Raw genomic sequence first — 18,304 nt, forward strand, 5'->3', positions numbered from 1 at the left:
CCAGGTCAGACCAGGTCAGGACAGATCAGGTCAGGTCAGATCAGGCCCAGGCCGCGGACCGCTTCGCGCTCCTCCGCCAGCTCCTTGACCGAGGCGTCGATGCGCTCGCGCGAGAAGTCGTTGATCTCCAGGCCCTGGACGATCTCGTACTTGCCGTCCTTGGTGGTGACGGGGAAGGAGGAGATCAGGCCCTCCGGGACGCCGTAGGAGCCGTCCGAGGGAATACCCATGGAGGTCCAGTCGCCGTCCGCGGTGCCGTTGACCCAGGTGTGGACGTGGTCGATGGCGGCGTTGGCGGCGGAGGCGGCCGAGGAGGCGCCACGGGCCTCGATGATCGCGGCGCCGCGCTTGGCGACGGTCGGGATGAAGGTGTCGGCCAGCCACGCCTGGTCGCCCACGACCTCGGCGGCGTTCTTGCCGGCGACCTCGGCGTGGAAGATGTCCGGGTACTGGGTCGCGGAGTGGTTGCCCCAGATGGTCAGCTTCTTGATGTCCGAAACCTGCGCGCCGGTCTTCTGCGCGAGCTGCGAGATGGCGCGGTTGTGGTCCAGGCGGGTCATCGCGGTGAAGCGCTCGGCCGGTACGTCCGGGGCGGCGGCCTGGGCGATCAGGGCGTTGGTGTTGGCGGGGTTGCCCACGACCAGCACCTTGATGTCGTCCGCGGCGTGGTCGTTGATGGCCTTGCCCTGCGGCTTGAAGATGCCGCCGTTGGCCTCCAGCAGGTCGCCGCGCTCCATGCCCTTGGTACGGGGACGGGCACCGACCAGCAGCGCCACGTTCGCGCCGTCGAACGCCACGTTCGGGTCGTCGGTGATCTCGATGCCGCGCAGCAGCGGGAAGGCGCAGTCGTCGAGCTCCATGGCGGTGCCCTCGGCGGCCTTCAGGCCCTGCGGGATCTCCAGGAGGCGCAGCTTGACCGGCACGTCAGCGCCGAGGAGGTGACCGGAAGCGATGCGGAAGAGGAGTGCGTAACCGATCTGGCCGGCCGCGCCGGTGACGGTGACATTGACGGGAGTGCGGGTCATGGCGATCTCCTGCGCGCTGTTTTCTGGGGGCAAGCCCCCTGACCCCATTGCTGGCGGAGGGTGTCCCTGCCCATTTACCGAGGTCTCTTGGTATCGAGAGACTCGGCCGTCAGGCTATCGGACGGGCGCTCCGCACAGGAGACGGGCCGGTGTGGAACGCCTCACCGGCTCGGCCGACCGGGTCCGTACGGCCGGGTGCTCCGATGCCTCCCACGGGCGTGCTCGCGGAAGTGGGCGACCGCCCGCCGGAAGTGGGGGGAGGCGGGCGGTCGCCGGGTTGTGCGCACCCGTGGGGTTAACGGCCGCCTGCCCTCGATCCGGCGGGGCAATCCTCCTTCGTACGTTTTTTTGGACGCGGGTCCGGGACGGCCGGTCCGGACCGGCACGGCGGGTCGGGCCGGGCCGGGCCGGGTTGGGCCGAGTCGGATCGGATCGGGTCGAGTCGGATCGGATCGGGTCGAGTCGGATCAGATCGGGTCGGGTCGGGTCGGGTCGGGATCAGCGTGCCGTGGGCCTGGTGCAGCCCTTGGCGCCCGTGGTCGTCGTCCCGCACGCCTTGACTTTCTTCGGGTCGCCGGTCACCGGCACCATCGCCGTATAGGCGTCGCCGTCCCGCCCGGCCCCGGCCTTCTCGCTGCGGCCCGCCGCGGTGACGGTGGTCTGGTCGCCCGGCGCCGCACCGGTGATCCGCGCCCACGCCGCACTGCACACCTTGCTGTACCTGACCTCTATCAGCGCGCCGCCCGCCAGGCCCCGGGACGGGCTGGTGGCGTACTGGCCGCCGCACCCCATGACTTCCGGGTCCTTCCCGGCACAGGCCGTGCCGTTGCACTTTACCCCGGCGGGCAGGACGGGCTTCTTGCTCGCGGACGGGGACGGTGAGGGCGACGGGTGCGCCGCCCTGCCGAAGGGCTCGCCGCCCTTCAGGTCCAGCAGCAGTACGGCGGCGGCGATGACGAGCAGCGCCCCGACGAGCCCGGACAGGAACATCGTCGCGCGGTGCCGGCGCCGCTGCCGGTCGGTGGCTCCGGGGCGACCCCCCTTGCCCGTACGGTCCGTATCCCTGCCCGCACCTCCTGGGGCGGGCGAGGTGGCGGATGAGGCGCCCGGGCGGCTCGGGGTGTCCGTGGCGCCTGGCGCACTGGTGACGCTGTTGGCGTCGACGGCACCGTATCCGCGCGCGGCGTCCGTGGGACCGCGCGCGCCGGATATGCCGGCCACTACGGACCCGGGCGGGGCCGGGGGCGGCACGGCCGTCGGCCACCGCAGCGGCGGCGAGGCGGATGTGGCCGCGGTGGCGGACGGGGGCGGTGAGGCGGAAGAAGCCGGGGGCGGGGGCGAGGAGGGGAAGGCGTCGGCGGTGCCGGTGCGCGGGCCGGGGGCGTGGCGGCCGGTGGGGGTGCGGCCATGCCGGGGAAGTCCGTACGGGAGGGCGGCTCACCGCCGTAGCGGTCCGCGCTCCTGCCCTGACCGACCCCGCCTTTGTCCCTCCTGTCGCCTTTGCCCTCCCTGCTCGCGTGGCCCCCCTTGTCGTTCTTGTCGTTCTTGTCGTCCTTGCCGACTCTCTCCCTGCGTCGGCCCTTGGCCTTGGCGGGCGGAGGACCGAATTCACCCAGCGCGGCCCGCGCCTGCGCCACCCGGGTGGCCTCCATGGTGATGTCGTGGCGCGCCTCCGAACGGCTCCACGCCCGCTCCGCGAGCTCCCACATGGTGGTGAGGTGTCCGGTGTCCGCGCCGGTCACCTCGGCCAGCGCCACGACCGCGCGCTGCGGCGGCAGCAGCCGGCCGTTGAGATAGCGCTCCCACGACGTCTTGCTGTAGCCGGTCCGGTCCGCGACGGTGGCCACGCTCAGACCGCTGCGCTCCACGAGCGTGCGCAACTGACTGGCGAACTCCCGCACCCTCGGGTCGAGTTCTTCCGGTAGCGCCCTCCAGCGAGGCATTGCCTCCCCCTATCCCCCCGTATACGCGGCATGCGCCGTTCAGTGCGTACTGCTGCTAGTCCGGGTCGCGCCCCCGCGTGCCGTCCGCGTGGTCGCTCGGTTACTCGTAGGGATGCCGTAGCCAGGATGCCAGTTCCGCTCTCAGGGGCGCATGGAAGCGTTCGGGCCGTGACCCGTCCGGCGCACGCCGTCTTTCGTCGCCTCTCGCGGACCTTCGCGGACTGTCGCCGCCTTCCGCGGTCACGTGCTGGGCCGCTCCTGGGCCTCCGGGGTCTTCGCCTCGCCCGTGCCGGAGGGCGGCACCGAGGAAGGGGGCGAGAAGCATTCGCGTTTCGCGCCGGTCGCGGGCGAGAGGCAGACCGTCGCCCGGCCGGGGTCCCCGGTCGCCGTCATCGCCGTCGAGCGGTAGACCTCGGTGTCCCGCTGGCCGACCGCACGAAGCTTCTTGGGATCGGCGCCCGGCAGCGACAGTTCGACCTGGTCCCCGACCCGCAGGTTCATCGTCCGCGCCCACACCGCGCCGCACTTCGCGCCGTACCGGATCTCGACCCGCTGACCGCCCGCCGCCGTGCGCTTGAGCAGGCTCACCGCCAGGCCCTGCGCGCCGCACCCCATCTCGTACGCGTCCTGCCCTTCGCACTCCCGGCCCGTACAGCCGGGCTGGAAGGACTGCTCGTATGTGGGGCCGGGCGGCGGCGCGGACGCGGCGGGGGTCCGTTCGTCCGCCGAGTGCCTCCCCGGCGCCGACGTGAGCAGCAGCGGTACGACGACGGCCGCCACGACGACGGCCGTGGCGGAGGCGAACAACGCCCCGCGGGGCCACGGACGCCCGAACGCATGCCCGAAGACGCGGCCGGTCGCCCGGTGGCCGGACGAGTCGCCGTTCCGGGTCTCCTCTCCCGTACCTGTACTCGCACCTGTGTCCGGGCCCGGCCCCGTACCCGCGCCCGGCCCCGCCTCGGCCCCCGCTCCGGCTTCCGGTCCGGGCCGGGCCCCGCCGCCCGTCCCGGCCACCGTCCCGGCAGTCGTCCCGTTCCGGCCGCTCCACGCCTGTTCCGCCAGTTCCCACAGCGCCAGCAGCCGGCCGGCGGGCTCCCCCGCCAGCCGGCACAGCGCCTCCACCGCCTGCCTGGGCGGCAGCTTCTTCCCGTTGAGGTACCGCTCCCAGGACGACTTGCTGTACGGGGTGCGCCCGGCCAGCCCGGCCAGGCTCAGCCCCGTACGCTCCCGCAGTTCACGCAGTCCGGCGGCCAGCCGTACGCACTCGGCCGACGGCGGATGTTCCGTCCTCACCGGCGCAGCTCCTCCCAGGTGTCCGGTCCGACGATGCCGTCGACGACCAGGTCACGGGCCTTCTGGAAGCGTTTGGCGGCGCTCTTGGTACGCGGGCCGTACGAGCCGTCGGTGACGCCCGGGTCGTAACCGTGGTGGCGCAGCAGGCACTGCGCCTCCAGGACCTCCCAGCCCGAGCTCTTGAGGTCCATCAGGGTCTCGCGGGTCGGGCTGTACCCGGCCCGCAGCTCGCTGCCCTTGCGTTCCACGTCGCACGGGTGCGAGCGGCCCTGGACGAAGACGAACGGCGGCAGGCTGTGCTGCTCCCCTCCCCGTCCCTGGCCCTGGCCCTGGTGCTGCTCCTGGCCCTGCGCCACGCCCGGGCCGCCGGGCCGCGAGTCGTCCTGCCAGGGGCGGGCGGTCAGCAGCCAGGCGGCGAGGGCGGCCAGGGCCACGGCCACGACGGCCACCAGTACCTGCGAGCGGCGGAACCGTCGCCCCGCGCGGCCCTCACCGGCTTCGCCGGATGCACCAACTGCATCCGGTACGCCGGATCCGTCCGGCTTGCACAGCTCTCCCGACCCGCCGGACCCGCCAGGCCCGACGGAACTGTCGGATTCGCCCGACCCACCGGACCTGCCAGCCTCAGGGGCCTCAAGAGTCTCCACGGCCTCATCAGCCCCACCGTTCTCAACGGTCGCATCCGGCCATGCCTCGGCCGCGAGTTCGTGCAGCACCAGCAGCCGGGTCGGCTCCGTACCGCACACCCGCGCCAGTTGTTCCACCGCGTCCCTGGGCGGCAGTTGCTTCCCGTTGAGGTAGCGCTCCCAGGAGGAGCGGCTGTACGTGGTCTTGGCGGCCAGCGAGGCCAGGCTCAGCCCGCTGTGATCCTTCAACCGTCTGAGCTGTCCGACCAGTTGGCGTACCCGCTGATCCAGCGAGGCAGGCAGTTCCCTCCAACGCGACATGTTCCACCCCACACGCGCTCTGCGTTCCCCCGAGGCGAGAGCCCCCTATGCGCCCATCATGGCGACGCCCCGGCCGCCGCTTCCTGTTTCCGCCACCCCCCGGAACCGCTTTCGGCCACCTCTTCCGCGTCGGGGCGTCCCGTCGATCCCTCATGGGACGCCGCATCGTCGCAGGTGGTGGCGTGGGACGTCCCACGGTGGTCCATTTTGGCAGCCGGCGGTGGCTGTTGGCGATGTGGCGCGTCAAAGTCGGTGCTGCCAGCCGGGCGGTGCGGTCCACCCCGCGCCGCCCTCACCGCAACGGGGAGGAACCCGGACCATGAACCCACGCAAGCACGTAGCGATCGCCACGGCGACCCTGGCTTTCGGCGCGCTGGTCGCCGGCGGTACGGCCCCCGGCGCCTTCGCGTCCTCACAGGCCCAGAAGGCGCCCACCGCCGTCGCGAAGCAGACCACGGCCGGCCAGTCCGCCGCCGGGGCGTCCGTCGCCCTCGCGCGTCCGGCGTGCGACTACCCGCAGGTGTGCTTCTACAAGGGCGACACCTTCCTCGCGGGCTACAAGGACTACGGCTACCAGGGCCTCGGCCCCAAGGCGAAGAAGGCCAACTACATCTACAACAGCCGCAACGACGACGGCGCCCGCATCTACGTTCATTACAACGGCGGCCAGAAGCACTGGGAGTGCTGGTACCCCAAGGAGGGCGCCGGCCTGAACCCGGGCTGGAAGGTCTATGCGATCGACATCCGCAAGAGCGCGACCTGCAAGTGACCGATCGGTCGATTGAGCGAACGGGCGATTGACCGGACCGTCAGTTGAGCGGACATACAGTCGGCCCGTCATCCGGTGATCCGGTGATCCGGTGATCCGTTCGGTCCGTCATTCGGTCGGCCCTCATCCGTACGCACAGCGGCCCGTCCTCTCACGGGGAGAGGACGGGCCGCCGTCGTGCCTACGCTCAACCAACCCTGATCAGACCTGCCGGCCCTGATCCGCCATCTTCTTCTGAAGGTTGGCGTCCAGCGCGTCCAGGAACTGCTCGGTGGTCAGGTACGGCTGGTCCTTGGAGATCAGCAGGGCCAGGTCCTTGGTCATCTGACCGCCCTCGACGGTCTCCACGCACACCTGCTCCAGGGTCCGGGCGAACTCCGTGACCTCCGGTGTGCCGTCGAGCCGGCCGCGGTGGGCCAGTCCCCGGGTCCAGGCGTAGATCGAGGCGAGCGGGTTGGTCGAGGTGGCCCTGCCCTGCTGGTGCAGGCGGTAGTGGCGGGTGACCGTACCGTGCGCGGCCTCCGCCTCGACGGTGCGGCCGTCGGGCGACATCAGGACGGAGGTCATCAGGCCGAGCGAGCCGAAGCCCTGCGCGACGATGTCGGACATGACGTCACCGTCGTAGTTCTTGCAGGCCCAGACGTAGCCGCCCTCCCACTTGAGCGCGGAGGCGACCATGTCGTCGATCAGCCGGTGCTCGTACGTCAGTCCGCGGGCCCGGAACTCCTCGGCGAACTCGGCGTCGAAGACCTCCTGGAAGAGGTCCTTGAAGCGGCCGTCGTACTTCTTCAGGACCGTGTTCTTCGTGCCCAGGTAGACCGGGTACGCGCGCTCCAGGCCGTACCGGAAGGAGGCGCGCGCGAAGTCGCGGATGGCCTCGTCGTGGTTGTACATGGACAGCGCGACCCCGGCGCCGGGGAACTCGTGGACCTCCAGTTCGACCGGTTCGCCGCCGTCCTTGGGCGTGAAGGTCATGGTCAGCGTGCCCTCGCCGGGGACCTTCAGCTCGGTGGCACGGTACTGGTCGCCGAAGGCGTGCCGGCCGACGACGACCGGCTTGGTCCAGCCGGGGACCAGCCGGGGCACGTTCTCCATGAGGATCGGCTCGCGGAAGACCACGCCGCCGAGGATGTTGCGGATCGTGCCGTTGGGCGAGCGGTACATCGCCTTGAGGCCGAACTCCTCCACCCGCGCCTCGTCCGGCGTGATGGTCGCGCACTTCACGCCGACGCCGTACTTCTTGATGGCCTCGGCCGCGTCGACCGTCACCTGGTCACGTGTGGCGTCGCGGTGCTCGATGCCCAGGTCGAAGTACTTCAGGTCGACATCGAGGTACGGGAGGATCAGCTTGTCCTTGATGAAGGACCAGATGATGCGGGTCATCTCGTCGCCGTCGAGCTCGACTACGGGGTTGGCTACCTTGATCTTGGCCATAAGCTGAAATGTCCCTCTCGCGCGGTTCGGACCCCCCTGTTCATGGCAGGAGGGCAGGCAGCGTCGGCGACTCGTCGACTTATCTCGGCATCAAGATACTCGACAACAAGATTCTTGGGCGGCCCTTTCCCGCGCGGTGTCGGCGTGCCGCCGGTCCGGTCGGCACGATGGCCCCGGCCCGGCGGTTCCAGAGCGGCGGTCCCAGCGGCGGACCCGGCCCGGCGGTCCCGGGGCGGCTGCGCCGACCGGCTCAGCGCACGGTGAAGTGCACCACGTCGTCCAGGAACGGGATCGACAGCCACGGCTTGGGCTGGGCCATCAGCGCCAGCATGACGATGGCGAACCCCAGCCCGCCGTACGTGGCCATGTCCGTGAAGCGCGACCGTACGGCCAGCATGCCCACCGTCGGCAGCACCCGCCGCAGCACGGCCCCCGCCAGCAGGGACAGCCCGACCAGGATCGTCCCGATACGGAAGGCGTCGAAGGCGGTGATCAGCAGCCCCAGCGCGACACCGCCGCCGACCGCCAGCAGCGGCCACTGCCGTACGGGGGCGGCGGCGTCCCCCGGGGCGGCCCGGCCGCCGCCCTCCGGCCGGGCGGTGTCCCTCGTGATGAGCGGAAAACGGCGTGATCTGCGCTGTGGCGCGGACGCGCCGTCCGAATGCGCTTCGGCACCCATGGGTGGCAGTCCTTCCTCCGGTCAGCCCGCCGCGCGCTCGGCGGCCTCGACCACGTTGACCAGCAACTGCGCACGGGTCATCGGACCGACGCCACCGGGGTTGGGCGAGAGCCAGCCCGCGACCTCCGCGACGCCCGGGTGCACATCGCCGACGATCTTGCCGTTCTCGTCCCGGCTGACGCCGACGTCCAGCACGGCCGCGCCCGGCTTGACGTCCTCGGGCTTGATGATGTGCGGCACGCCGGCCGCGGCGACGATGATGTCCGCCTGCTTGAGCTGCGCCGACAGGTCACGGGTGCCGGTGTGGCACTGGGTGACGGTGGCGTTCTCCGACTTGCGGGTCAGCAGCAGCGGGATCGAGCGCCCGACCGTGATGCCGCGCCCGACGACGACCACGTGCGCCCCGTTGATCTCCACACCGTGGTGGCGCAGGAGCTGGATGATGCCGTACGGGGTGCAGGGCAGCGGCCCCTCCTCGTTGAGCACCAGCCGGCCCAGGCTCATCGGGTGCAGCCCGTCGGCGTCCTTGGCGGGGTCCATCAGTTCGAGGACGCGATTGGTGTCGATGCCCTTGGGAAGGGGGAGTTGAACGATGTAGCCCGTGCACTCCGGGTTGTCGTTGAGTTCCCGTACGACCGCCTCGATCTCCTCCTGCGTGGCGGTCTCGGGCAGTTCGCGCTGGATGGAGGCGATGCCCACCTGCGCGCAGTCGCGATGCTTGCCGTTGACGTACCAGCGGCTGCCGGGGTCGTCCCCGACCAGGAGGGTACCGAGGCCGGGCTGCACGCCCTTGGCCTTCAGTGCCTCGACACGAGTGACGAGTTCGGACTTGATCGCGGCGGCGGTGGCCTTGCCATCGAGAATCTGGGCGCTCATGCCCCCATCCTCCCGGATGAAGCCATCCCCGTTCCAATCAGGGCACGCCCTGTTCCCCCTGACTCCTCTCGGGCTTCTCTCAGACTCCCCTCAGGTTCCTCTCACGCTCCTCTCAGGACCGCACCGGCCGCGGAACGGAATCGATCATTGCGCTTGCACAACGCCGGTAGAGCTTGACTGGACAACAATATTGCGCAACTAGAAAGATTGCCGGGCAGTGCCGCAGGCATCGTCGGGGGCGGGCCACTGAATCCCTGTTTTTCCTCCGAAATCGCCGCGTCGTCCCCCACTGAACACAACGGAGGAAAACCACTCATGAGTTTCGGTGACCCGAACAATCCGTACGGTCAGCCGCCCCAGGCGCAGCCCGGCCCGTACGGACAGCCCCCGCAGGCGCCCTACGGCCAGCCGGCGGCGCCCCAGGACGGACAGCCGGGCTACGGCTACCCCCAGCAGGCCCCGCCCGCCCAGCAGCCCTACGGCTACCCCCAGCAGCCCCAGCAACCTCAGCAGCCGTACGGCTACCCGCAGCAGGCGGCCCCGTCCCCGTACGGCGCCCAGGGCGGCATGCCGGGCCCGGGCATGGGAATGGGCGCGCCCCAGGGCTACGCGAGCTGGGGCGCCCGGGTCGGCGCGTTCCTCCTGGACTACCTCATCGTGGGTCTCATACCGACCATCTGTGGCTCCCTGGCCTTCTTCACGGCACTCGGCGCAGCCCACGAGGCGATCCCGGACACCTCCTACTGCCGTGACCCCCAGTGCGTCACCGACGCCTTCGACCGGGCCGCCGCATCCTCCTCGACCGCCGGCTTCACCATGGGCGCCCTGCTCCTGATCCTGCTCGGCAGCCTCGCCGGCCTGATCGGCGGGATCTTCATCCTCGTCAAGGAGGGCTCGACCGGCCAGACGCCGGGCAAGAAGGCGATGAACATCAGGCTGGTCAGCGAGGCCACCGGCCAGCCGATCGGCTTCGGCATGGCCTTCCTGCGCCGCCTGTGCCACATCGTGGACGCGCTCCCCTGCTACCTCGGCTTCCTGTGGCCGGCCTGGGACGAGAAGGGCCAGACCTTCGCCGACAAGTTCGTCGGCACGGTGGTCGTCCGTACGCAGTGAGCCGGCGCGGTGGCCCCACCACCGCGGCCGATACGCAAGCCGAGCCAACGGCACCAGGGGCCCCTTCGCACCGCTCGCGCAAGGGCCCTTGCGAATCCACGCCGCATAACCGACATGCAGCCGTATGGAGAGACATGTACCCGCATGCGCTCCTACGGGTTTGTATGAACCCCGTCACGAAAACCGGGTCGGGCGGATTCGGAGTGGACATCCGCGAACCGGCCCGCCGATCATGACGAAGTCTGTTGGCTTTTAACGTCCCCTTATATTCGCTGACATCCGCTCAAGACGCCTGAAGGACACCGCTCGTGAGTTACCCCAATCAGAACAACCCCTACGGACCTCCGCAGGGCCAGCCCGGCTACGGCTACCCGCAGCAGCCCATGCAGCCGATGCAGCCGCAGCCCTACGCGGCGTACCCGGGCGGCGGGATGATGCCCGGCGGGATGCCCGGCATGCCGATGACGATGCCCGGCGGCGTCAAGGCCGCCCGCGTCCTGCTCTTCGTCATCGCGGGCCTGGGCCTGATCGGCCTGATCTTCGCCGTCATCGGCCTGAACAGCGTCAACAAGGCTTCCCACACCGTCTCGGCCTACGGCTCCGCGGAAAGCCAGTCGGTGTTCAACTTCGGCAAGGGCCTGCTCATCTTCATGATCATCGCGATCGTGCTGTTCGCCGCGACCGCGATAGTCCTGGGCCTTCAGTTCGCCAAGGGCGGAAACGGCGTACGTATCGGAACGATCATCTTTGGTTCGGTGGTCGTCCTGTTCAGCCTCTTGAGCTTCCCCGTCGGCATTCTGCACATGGTGATGGGAATTCTGATCATCGTGTTCGTCTCCAAGGCGGACGGCGGGGCCTGGTTCAACCGCCCGCGTTACTGATCCGCCGGCCGGCAGCACAGCCGAAGACCTCCGTCCCGCGCACAGCGGGACGGAGGTCTTTTCGTTCGGCCGGTGCATACGGCTGACGGGTACGGCCGACGGTTACGGCCGCCCCGGGAATCAGTGGAAGAAGTGCCGGGTCCCCGTGAAGTACATCGTCACGCCCGCCGCCTTCGCGGCCTCGACGACCAGCTCGTCACGGACCGAACCGCCCGGCTGCACCACGGCCTTGACGCCCGCCTCCAGCAGCACCTCCAGCCCGTCGGGGAAGGGGAAGAAGGCGTCGGAGGCGGCGTAGGAGCCACGGGCCCGCTCCGCACCGGCCCGCTGCACCGCCAGCCTGGCGGAGTCCACCCGGTTGACCTGGCCCATGCCGACGCCGACCGTCGCACCGTCCTTGGCGAGCAGGATCGCGTTGGACTTCACGGCACGCGCAGCGCGCCAGGCGAAGGCCAGTTCGGCCAGTTCACCGGCGGACAGTGCCGTGCCGGTGGCCAGCGTCCAGTTGGCCGGGTCGTCACCCTCGGCCTGGAGGGCGTCCCTGACCTGCGCCAGGCCACCGCCGTCGATCGGCTTGAACTCGGCCGGCGGCTGCGGCGCGTCGGGGCAGCGCAGCACGCGGATGTTCTTCTTGCGGGAGAGCACCTCCACCGCGCCGTCCTCGTAGTCCGGCGCGACGATGACCTCGGTGAAGATCTCCGCGACCTGCTCCGCCAGCTCCACGGTGACCGGGCGGTTGACGGCGATGACGCCGCCGAACGCGGACAGCGGGTCGCAGGCGTGCGCCTTGCGGTGCGCCTCGGCGACGTCCGCCCCGACGGCGATGCCGCACGGGTTGGCGTGCTTGATGACGGCCACGCAGGGCTCGGCGTGGTCGTAGGCGGCCCGGCGCGCGGCGTCGGTGTCCGTGTAGTTGTTGTAGGACATCTCCTTGCCGTGCAGTTGCTCTGCCTCGGCCAGACCGCCGCGGCCGGCGGTGTAAAGGGCGGCGGGCTGGTGCGGGTTCTCGCCGTACCGCAGGACGTTCTTGCGCTCGTACGTGACGCCGAGGAAGCCCGGGAAGTCCTCGTCCCCGCCGGTGTAGTCCCCGGCGAACCAGGAGGCGACCGCCACGTCGTACTCGGCGGTGTGCTGGAACGCCTCGGCGGCCAGCCGCTTGCGCGCGCCGAGGTCGAAGCCGCCGTCCGCCGCGGCCTTGAGCACGTCCGGGTAGCGGTCCGGGTTGACGACCACGGCCACCGACGGGTGATTCTTGGCCGCGGCGCGGACCATCGACGGGCCGCCGATGTCGATCTGCTCCACGCACGCGTCCGCGTCCGCGCCCGAGGCGACGGTCTCGCTGAAGGGGTAGAGGTTGACGACCACCAGGTCGAACGGCTCCACGCCCAGCTCGGTGAGCTGCCGCCGGTGGTCCTCCAGCCGCAGGTCGGCCAGGATGCCCGCGTGCACCTTCGGGTGAAGGGTCTTGACCCGCCCGTCCAGGCACTCCGGGAAGCCCGTCAGCTCCTCGACCCTGGTGACCGGGACGCCCGCGGACGCGATCCGCGCCGCCGTCGAACCGGTGGAGACGAGCTGGACGCCTGCCGTGTGCAGTCCGCGGGCCAGGTCTTCCAGGCCCGTCTTGTCGTACACGCTGACCAGCGCGCGGCGGATGGGTCGCTTCGTACCTTCGGCGGTCACTGCGGTGCCGGCGGTCCCGGCAGTCTCGGCGGTCACAGGATCTTTACCTTTCGTCCCTCAATGCGGTAGCCGTTACGGGCCAGACGCCCCACGACCTCGACGAGCAGCGCTCGCTCGACTTCCTTGATCCGCTCGTGCAGCGCGGATTCGTCGTCCTCGTCCCGGACCTCGACCACGCCCTGGGCGATGATCGGGCCGGTGTCGACGCCGTCGTCGACGAAGTGGACGGTGCAGCCGGTCACCTTCGCGCCGTACGCGAGCGCTTCGCGCACTCCGTGGGCGCCGGGGAAACTGGGCAGCAGCGCGGGGTGCGTATTGATCAGACGCCCCCCGAAGCGGGCCAGGAACTCCTTGCCCACGATCTTCATGAACCCGGCGGAGACCACCAGGTCCGGCTCGTACGCGGCGGTCGCCTCGGCCAGCGCCCGGTCCCAGGCATCCCGGGACTCGTAGTCCTTGACCCGGCGGACGAAGGTGGGCAGACCGGCCCGCTCGGCGCGCTCCAGGCCGGCGATGCCGTCACGGTCGGCGCCGACGGCCACGACCCGGGCGCCGTACCCGGCGGGATCGGCGGCGACGGCGTCCAGCAGCGCCTGGAGATTCGTACCGGAACCGGAGACCAGCACGACCAGGCGGGCCGGGCGGGCGAAGGGGGGCGGGGAGGCCACGGCGGGTCTCTTTCTCGCGGGGCGGTGCGGTTTGTATGGTCGTACGAACTCGGCGTACCCCAGAATCCGGGGGACTCTACGAAGCCGCCGACCGCCAGCAACGATACCGGCACACCGAGCGGCCCCCACGGGACGGGGGCAGGTGCGGGAGGTAGCGTCTGGACAGAGCGAATCCGTGCACACCACTGCATTCCACAGGCGCACTCCACAGGACCTGCGGAGTGCAGGGTGACGACACAAGGGGAAGACACACTCCACATGCCGGACCGACGCCGCCGCGCGGCTCTCCTCCTCCCTCACCCAGCTACCGCTGGGTGGTGCCTCCGACCCGCGACCGCACCAGGGGCGGTCCTGCTGCCGCGCGAGCGCAAGCCGTCCTCCTCGCCCGTCCCTGGGAGCTCGGGGGGTTCAGGGAGCCCGGGGAGCCCGGGAGCTTCAGGGTCGGAGAATCCGGACAATCTAGAGAATCCGGAGAATCCGGAGAGCCCTGCGAAGCCCAGGAAGTCGCCCGCCCAGCAGGACAACCCCTTCGCGCCGCCGCCTGCCGACGCCCCCGACCGTGTCTGGCGGCCCCGGCACCCCTCCCCCCACGGGTCGGGTCAGGGCCAGGGTGGGGATGAGGGCCGTGGTGAGGGGCAAGGCCAAGGCCAGGGTCAGGGACAGGGCCACGAGCAGGAGCAGCCGCCGGTCTGGGGCAGCCAGTGGAGCGCTCGTCAGCCGGGCCGTCAGAGCGGCGGCTTCGGTACGGGCCCGGGCGGCGGACGCGGCAATCCGCAGCACCAGCAGAACGGGCCGGGCGGCCCCGGCGGCCCGGGGCCCGGCGGACTGCGCTGGGACCCGACCGACCCGGCCCAGCGCCGGGCGCGCTATGCCCTGCTGTCCGGAATGTGGGCCTTCTTCTTCGTCCTGTTCAGCCTGCCGGAGGTCTCGCTCCTGCTCGGTGCGCTGGGCCTCTACTGGGGCATCAGCTCGCTGCGGGCCGAGCCGCGCGCACCCCGTACCACCGCCGCCGACATCTCCGGCGGACAGCCATCACGTACGCAAACGCCGTCCCCCGGAGTCGGTGGCCCCGGTGGAGCTGGTGGCGCTGGTGGAGCTGGTGGCGCCACCGGGACCGGGGTGACCGGCAAGCCGCAGACGACGGCGGCGATCGGTGGTCTGGTCACCGCGTCGCTGGCGCTGGTGATGGTGGCCGCGACCTTCACGGTCCAGCTCGTCTACCGCGACTACTTCACCTGTGTGAACGACGCTCTGACGCGCTCGGCCGCTCAGTCGTGCGAGAACCTCCTCCCCAAGCAGCTCCGCCCGCTGCTCAGCACCCAGCAGTGACCGCGGCCGGCCCGCGAGGTGTGACCACGACGTAAGCGCTCCCCGAACCTCCGCCCCGGCGCGAACGGCCATGGTCACGTAGGACGTCTCCCGCCCGGGACACCGGCGTCGGCGTGCTGCGACGCGGCGCACCTCGCGGAACTCGCCCGGATGCGGCACTTCCTCCTCGCCGCGGTCGTTCTGGCCGGGCTCGCGCTGCTGTGCCGCGCACAGTGGACGGTGGTGTCGCGGCTTCTGGCCGCCGGAACACTGGCGGTGCTCCTCGCGCTCGCACAGCACGACTACGACCGTGGCCATCCGGGCCCCGCACCCACGCCGAGCGCGGATTACCAGCCCGGCTACAGCGGCAGCGAACGGTGTCATTGAGTCAGTTCGGTTGCTTGGGTTACTTGGGCTGCTCGGGCTGCCCGGTCGCTTGGATCACCTGAGTCGCCCGGGCCGGCCGGTACGCCCTCGGCGGTCCCCTGCCGACCGTACGAGCCGCAGGTCGCGGTCGTCGCGGTCGTTCTCGGGCGCGGCTGCCTCATGCGGCGTACGGGCGTCGGGGGCGGTGTGCGCCTGTGCCGCCTGCGTCCCGTCGGCATCGTGCGACCTCTGCGCACCGTGTGCCTCTTGTGCGTCGCGTTCGCCGTGTGCGCCGGGTGTCCCTTTCGGCGGCCGGTCCGTGGTCGCGGAAGACGGTTCGAAGTCCGCCATCAGGCCGCCGGAAGTCTCACGGAGCGCCGCCCAGCGCTCGTGCAGGGTGCTGGTGTCGTGCCAGGGCGCGGCACGGCTTTGGTCGTCGCCGTCGCCGCTGCGGCGCGCCGGGGAGGACGGCTTCGTACGCCCAGAGTGCGGCCGGGAGCGCGGGTCCGGTTCCGGCCGGGGGCGCGGCCGGGGTGCCGGGCGCGAACGGGGCCGGGGCCGCGGCCAGGGGTCCGGGGGCGGTCGCAGCGCCGCCACCAGCTTCTGGTGCAGCGGCAGGGGGCGGCGTACCGCGCCTGGTCTCGTACGCTGCCTGGTGTACTGGGCCAGCCGCGCGGCACCGCGCCACCAGATGTGCAGCACCAGCGCGACGGGGACCCCGACTGCCGCCGTCCAGACCACCGCCGCGGCACCCGTGAGCCAGCCGTCGGGCCCGAAATCGGCGAGCCGCGCCCGGCCCACGGCTCCGCCCGCGAGTTCCGAGAGCACCGACACCGCCATTCCGCAGCCGACGGCCCCCAGACCGGCCGCCGATACGGTGGCGCGCCATCCCCACCGCTGCTTCCGCCGCATGAGCGCTTGTGGCCGCATGCGCGCTTGTGACCGCATGAGCGCTGGTGACGGTCCCGGCCGGTCCGGCGCCGGCCAGGCGTCCGTACGGGCCCGGTCCCTGACGGGGCGTACGGCGTACCAGGCCAGCACCGTGCCCGCAGCCACCGGCGCCACGGTGGTCGCCCAGCCCAGCAGCCCCGCCGCGCCCTCCTGCGGCAGCAGTCCGAAGAGCGGGAAGGGCGGCAGGTCGGGGTACCCGGCGGCGCCGAGCGGCCCGACCGTACTGCCCGCTCCCAGGGAGAAACCCGGCCCGAGCCCGTAGGCGCTGCCCCAGACGGCGGCGTTCGGCAGCAGTACGAGGCTCAGCAGCACGACCGCCGAGCGGCCCGCCCAGTCCTGGGCGAGGCCCAGGAACTCGTCCCGTACCGCGCCCGCGTGCGCAGCGAACGCGAGCAGTGCGAAGAGCGCGCCGCACAGCAGCAGGGCGGTGACGGCCGCCGCGCATGCGCGCAGCGCGACGGCGAGTGCGGGGCGGGCCAGGACGGCGCGGACGGCGGGCGGCAGGCCGTCCCGGGCCCGCTGGACGGGGGCGGGCAGCGGGCCGGCGAGGACCCCGGGGCCCATGGTGCGCCAGCCGGCGGCGGCCAGCGTGAGCACGGTGACGAGCGGCACGAACAGCACGGCGCTGAACGGCGCCACGCGCAGCGGTCCGGCGGAGGCGTAGAGGACGGCGATCAGGGCGACGAGCAGATAGCCGGCCAGCAGCCAGCCGAGCAGGGCGAAGGGGGTGAGCGGCTCGGTGGGGGCGGTGGGAGCGGGGGGCTCGGTGGGAGCGGGGATGGCGTCCGGGGCATCTGTGGTCTTGGGGACTTCTGATGGCCCTTCGTGGTCTGTGGGCTCTGATGGGTCCTCTGGTTCTGCTGGGGCGGATGGTTGTGCTGAATCTTCTGGTCCGGCGGTGGCGGTGGTGGTGGCAGGGGCCGAGGAGATGAGGACCGCCGAGGAGACGAGGACATGGCGGGCGGCCCGGTACAGCAGCCAGACCGGCAGGAGGGTGAGGAGCAACGGCGTCACCCCTACGGGAACCGGGGCGCCGGAGAGCGTACCGATCCGTACGAGATCGGCGCCGTGCGCGAGAAGCCACAGGTCAGCGGCGAGGTGCAGAGCCCCGGAGGGGTCCCTGCCGGGTAGGGGGAGGCGATCCAGAGAAGGATCACGAGCACGGCGAGCGCACCGAGACCGAGCCCCGCGGCCACCGCTCCGCCGAAGAACGCGGTGCCGATCGCCGAGGAGCGCTGGGCGGAGGCATGGCTACGCGAGGACAACGACGTGCCGCGACCAGTCCATTGACTCACAGCGCCATGCTGCCAACAACACCCGTTTCATCCATGGAGCAGGCGAATGCCGGACGTGTCGCGCAATATGAGCTTATGCGCTTTCTGACACAGGTGAGACGTATGTCCCGCGTCCGCCTCCCGGACCACCGTGCGGGGGTGCCGACATGACGCGGCGCCAGGCCCGCGGCACGGCCACGGTCCCCGGCGAGCGCACTCCGCAGGCCGTACATCCTCCGGCCGATCCCCCGTCAGGTACGAGCGGGGCCCGGGCGGCTGACGCGGCATCGAGCGAGCCGCGGACCGCCCCCGTCGCCGCCTTCGAAGCCCTTTACGCACGTCACGCCGATGCGCTGACCCGTCAGGCGCTACTGCTGACGGGCCGTCCGCCGCTGGCGCACGAGGCCACCGTCCGCGCGTTCCGGTCGGCGTGGCAGCGCTGGCCCGAGGTGGCCGTCGACCCGGACCCGGCCGGCTGGGTCCGGGTCCTCGTACACGAGTACGCGCTCTCGCCCTGGCACCGGCTGCGCCCGGGCTGCACCGCCTCATCCACGTCCACCACCCGGCTCACCTCTCTCACGTCTCTCACTTCTCTGACATCTCTCGCCTCGACGGCCTCTTCCGTCTCGTACGCCCCTTTGGATCTCAGCTCCGAGGACCGCGACCTGCTGGACGCGGTCGTGAGCCTGCCGTCCCCGTACCGCCGGGTCCTGCTCCTGCACGACGGCCTCGGGCTGGGGCTGTACGAGACCGCGGCGGAGGCGGAGGCCAGCACGCCGGCGACCGCCGGGCGTCTGATTCACGCCCGCCGGGCCCTCGCCGTACGGCTGCCCGGTCTCGGGCTGATGGGCCGGCCGGCCCTGCGGCAGGGGGAGATCCTGCACGAGCGGCTGGTGACGCTGGCCGCCGCGCTGCCGGTGGCGCCGCCGACGGCCACGGCCGTACGCATCGGGGGCGAGCTGGGTACGCGGCGGATGACCCGCGGCGCGTTCGGGCTGACCGCGCTGATCGCGGCAGCGACCGCCTTCACCCTGATCCACTCGCCGGACCCGTTCGCCCCTCCGGCCGGCCGGCCCGCCATGGCCGCGGCCGTGGCC

General features: G+C 71.5%; 15 protein-coding genes and 2 pseudogenes. 6 read left to right on the forward strand and 11 right to left on the reverse strand.

Annotated features, from left to right (window positions below):
• Window positions 1-35: 35 nt before the first annotated feature.
• The 5 genes from KGS77_RS13025 to KGS77_RS13045 all read right to left on the reverse strand — a co-directional run bounded on the left by KGS77_RS13025 (window position 36) and on the right by KGS77_RS13045 (window position 5,208).
• Window positions 36-1,025 (reverse strand): malate dehydrogenase, encoded by a 990-nt coding sequence (locus tag KGS77_RS13025; protein ID WP_242581109.1) that lies wholly within the window; start codon window positions 1,023-1,025, stop codon window positions 36-38.
• Window positions 1,026-1,523: 498 nt separating this feature from the next.
• Window positions 1,524-2,015, reverse strand: a complete 492-nt coding sequence (locus KGS77_RS13030) for a DUF2690 domain-containing protein (RefSeq protein ID WP_242581111.1) — start codon at window positions 2,013-2,015, stop codon at window positions 1,524-1,526.
• Between the two features lie 230 nt (window positions 2,016-2,245).
• Entirely contained in the window at window positions 2,246-2,968 is a 723-nt protein-coding gene (locus KGS77_RS13035) for a helix-turn-helix transcriptional regulator (RefSeq protein ID WP_242581113.1), read from the reverse strand.
• A 240-nt stretch (window positions 2,969-3,208) separates the two neighbouring features.
• Window positions 3,209-4,261: an XRE family transcriptional regulator gene (locus KGS77_RS13040; protein WP_242581115.1), complete on the reverse strand. Its 1,053-nt coding sequence runs from the start codon at window positions 4,259-4,261 to the stop codon at window positions 3,209-3,211.
• Complete coding sequence (locus tag KGS77_RS13045; RefSeq protein ID WP_242581117.1) at window positions 4,258-5,208, reverse strand: helix-turn-helix domain-containing protein; 951 nt, start codon at window positions 5,206-5,208, stop codon at window positions 4,258-4,260. The genes KGS77_RS13040 and KGS77_RS13045 overlap by 4 nt, the downstream gene beginning before the upstream one ends.
• Window positions 5,209-5,527: 319 nt before the next feature.
• On the opposite strand from KGS77_RS13045, the gene KGS77_RS13050 reads away from it, so the two are divergent.
• Entirely contained in the window at window positions 5,528-5,977 is a 450-nt protein-coding gene (locus tag KGS77_RS13050; RefSeq protein WP_242581120.1) for a hypothetical protein, read from the forward strand.
• A gap of 201 nt (window positions 5,978-6,178) precedes the next feature.
• On the opposite strand, the gene KGS77_RS13055 is transcribed toward KGS77_RS13050, so the two are convergent.
• The 3 genes from KGS77_RS13055 to KGS77_RS13065 form a co-directional block, all read right to left on the reverse strand.
• Window positions 6,179-7,411: an NADP-dependent isocitrate dehydrogenase gene (locus KGS77_RS13055; protein ID WP_242581122.1), complete on the reverse strand. Its 1,233-nt coding sequence runs from the start codon at window positions 7,409-7,411 to the stop codon at window positions 6,179-6,181.
• Window positions 7,412-7,661: 250 nt separating this feature from the next.
• Window positions 7,662-8,090, reverse strand: coding sequence for a DUF3017 domain-containing protein (locus tag KGS77_RS13060; RefSeq protein WP_242581124.1), 429 nt, complete (start codon window positions 8,088-8,090; stop codon window positions 7,662-7,664).
• A 21-nt stretch (window positions 8,091-8,111) separates the two neighbouring features.
• On the reverse strand, window positions 8,112-8,966 hold the full coding sequence (locus tag KGS77_RS13065) for a bifunctional methylenetetrahydrofolate dehydrogenase/methenyltetrahydrofolate cyclohydrolase (protein ID WP_242581126.1): 855 nt from the start codon (window positions 8,964-8,966) through the stop codon (window positions 8,112-8,114).
• A 315-nt stretch (window positions 8,967-9,281) separates the two neighbouring features.
• On the opposite strand from KGS77_RS13065, the gene KGS77_RS13070 reads away from it, so the two are divergent.
• Both KGS77_RS13070 and KGS77_RS13075 read left to right on the forward strand, forming a co-directional pair.
• Window positions 9,282-10,079: an RDD family protein gene (locus KGS77_RS13070; protein ID WP_242581128.1), complete on the forward strand. Its 798-nt coding sequence runs from the start codon at window positions 9,282-9,284 to the stop codon at window positions 10,077-10,079.
• A 308-nt stretch (window positions 10,080-10,387) separates the two neighbouring features.
• Window positions 10,388-10,960 carry a hypothetical protein gene (locus KGS77_RS13075; protein ID WP_242581130.1) on the forward strand — a complete coding sequence of 191 codons (573 nt, stop codon included), beginning with the start codon at window positions 10,388-10,390 and terminating at the stop codon, window positions 10,958-10,960.
• 120 nt (window positions 10,961-11,080) lie between these two features.
• Here KGS77_RS13075 and purH read toward each other — a convergent pair whose 3' ends face one another.
• Entirely contained in the window at window positions 11,081-12,640 is a 1,560-nt protein-coding gene (gene purH / locus KGS77_RS13080; RefSeq protein WP_242587448.1) for a bifunctional phosphoribosylaminoimidazolecarboxamide formyltransferase/IMP cyclohydrolase, read from the reverse strand.
• 32 nt (window positions 12,641-12,672) lie between these two features.
• On the reverse strand, window positions 12,673-13,308 hold the full coding sequence (gene purN / locus KGS77_RS13085) for a phosphoribosylglycinamide formyltransferase (protein WP_242581132.1): 636 nt from the start codon (window positions 13,306-13,308) through the stop codon (window positions 12,673-12,675).
• A 258-nt stretch (window positions 13,309-13,566) separates the two neighbouring features.
• Here purN and KGS77_RS13090 point away from each other — a divergent pair, with 258 nt between their 5' ends.
• Entirely contained in the window at window positions 13,567-14,637 is a 1,071-nt protein-coding gene (locus tag KGS77_RS13090; protein WP_242581134.1) for a hypothetical protein, read from the forward strand.
• A 150-nt stretch (window positions 14,638-14,787) separates the two neighbouring features.
• Window positions 14,788-15,003 (forward strand): DUF6234 family protein, encoded by a 216-nt coding sequence (locus KGS77_RS13095; protein WP_242581136.1) that lies wholly within the window; start codon window positions 14,788-14,790, stop codon window positions 15,001-15,003.
• A gap of 54 nt (window positions 15,004-15,057) precedes the next feature.
• Here the strand turns inward: KGS77_RS13095 and KGS77_RS13100 are convergent.
• Window positions 15,058-17,156, reverse strand: a pseudogene (locus KGS77_RS13100) (DUF6350 family protein).
• 368 nt (window positions 17,157-17,524) lie between these two features.
• On the opposite strand from KGS77_RS13100, the pseudogene KGS77_RS13105 reads away from it, so the two are divergent.
• Window positions 17,525-17,740, forward strand: a pseudogene (locus tag KGS77_RS13105) (RNA polymerase subunit sigma-24); the annotation flags it as partial.
• Between the last annotated feature and the right edge of the window lie 564 nt (window positions 17,741-18,304).

This window comes from Streptomyces sp. MST-110588, assembly GCF_022695595.1.
Lineage (GTDB): Bacteria > Actinomycetota > Actinomycetes > Streptomycetales > Streptomycetaceae > Streptomyces.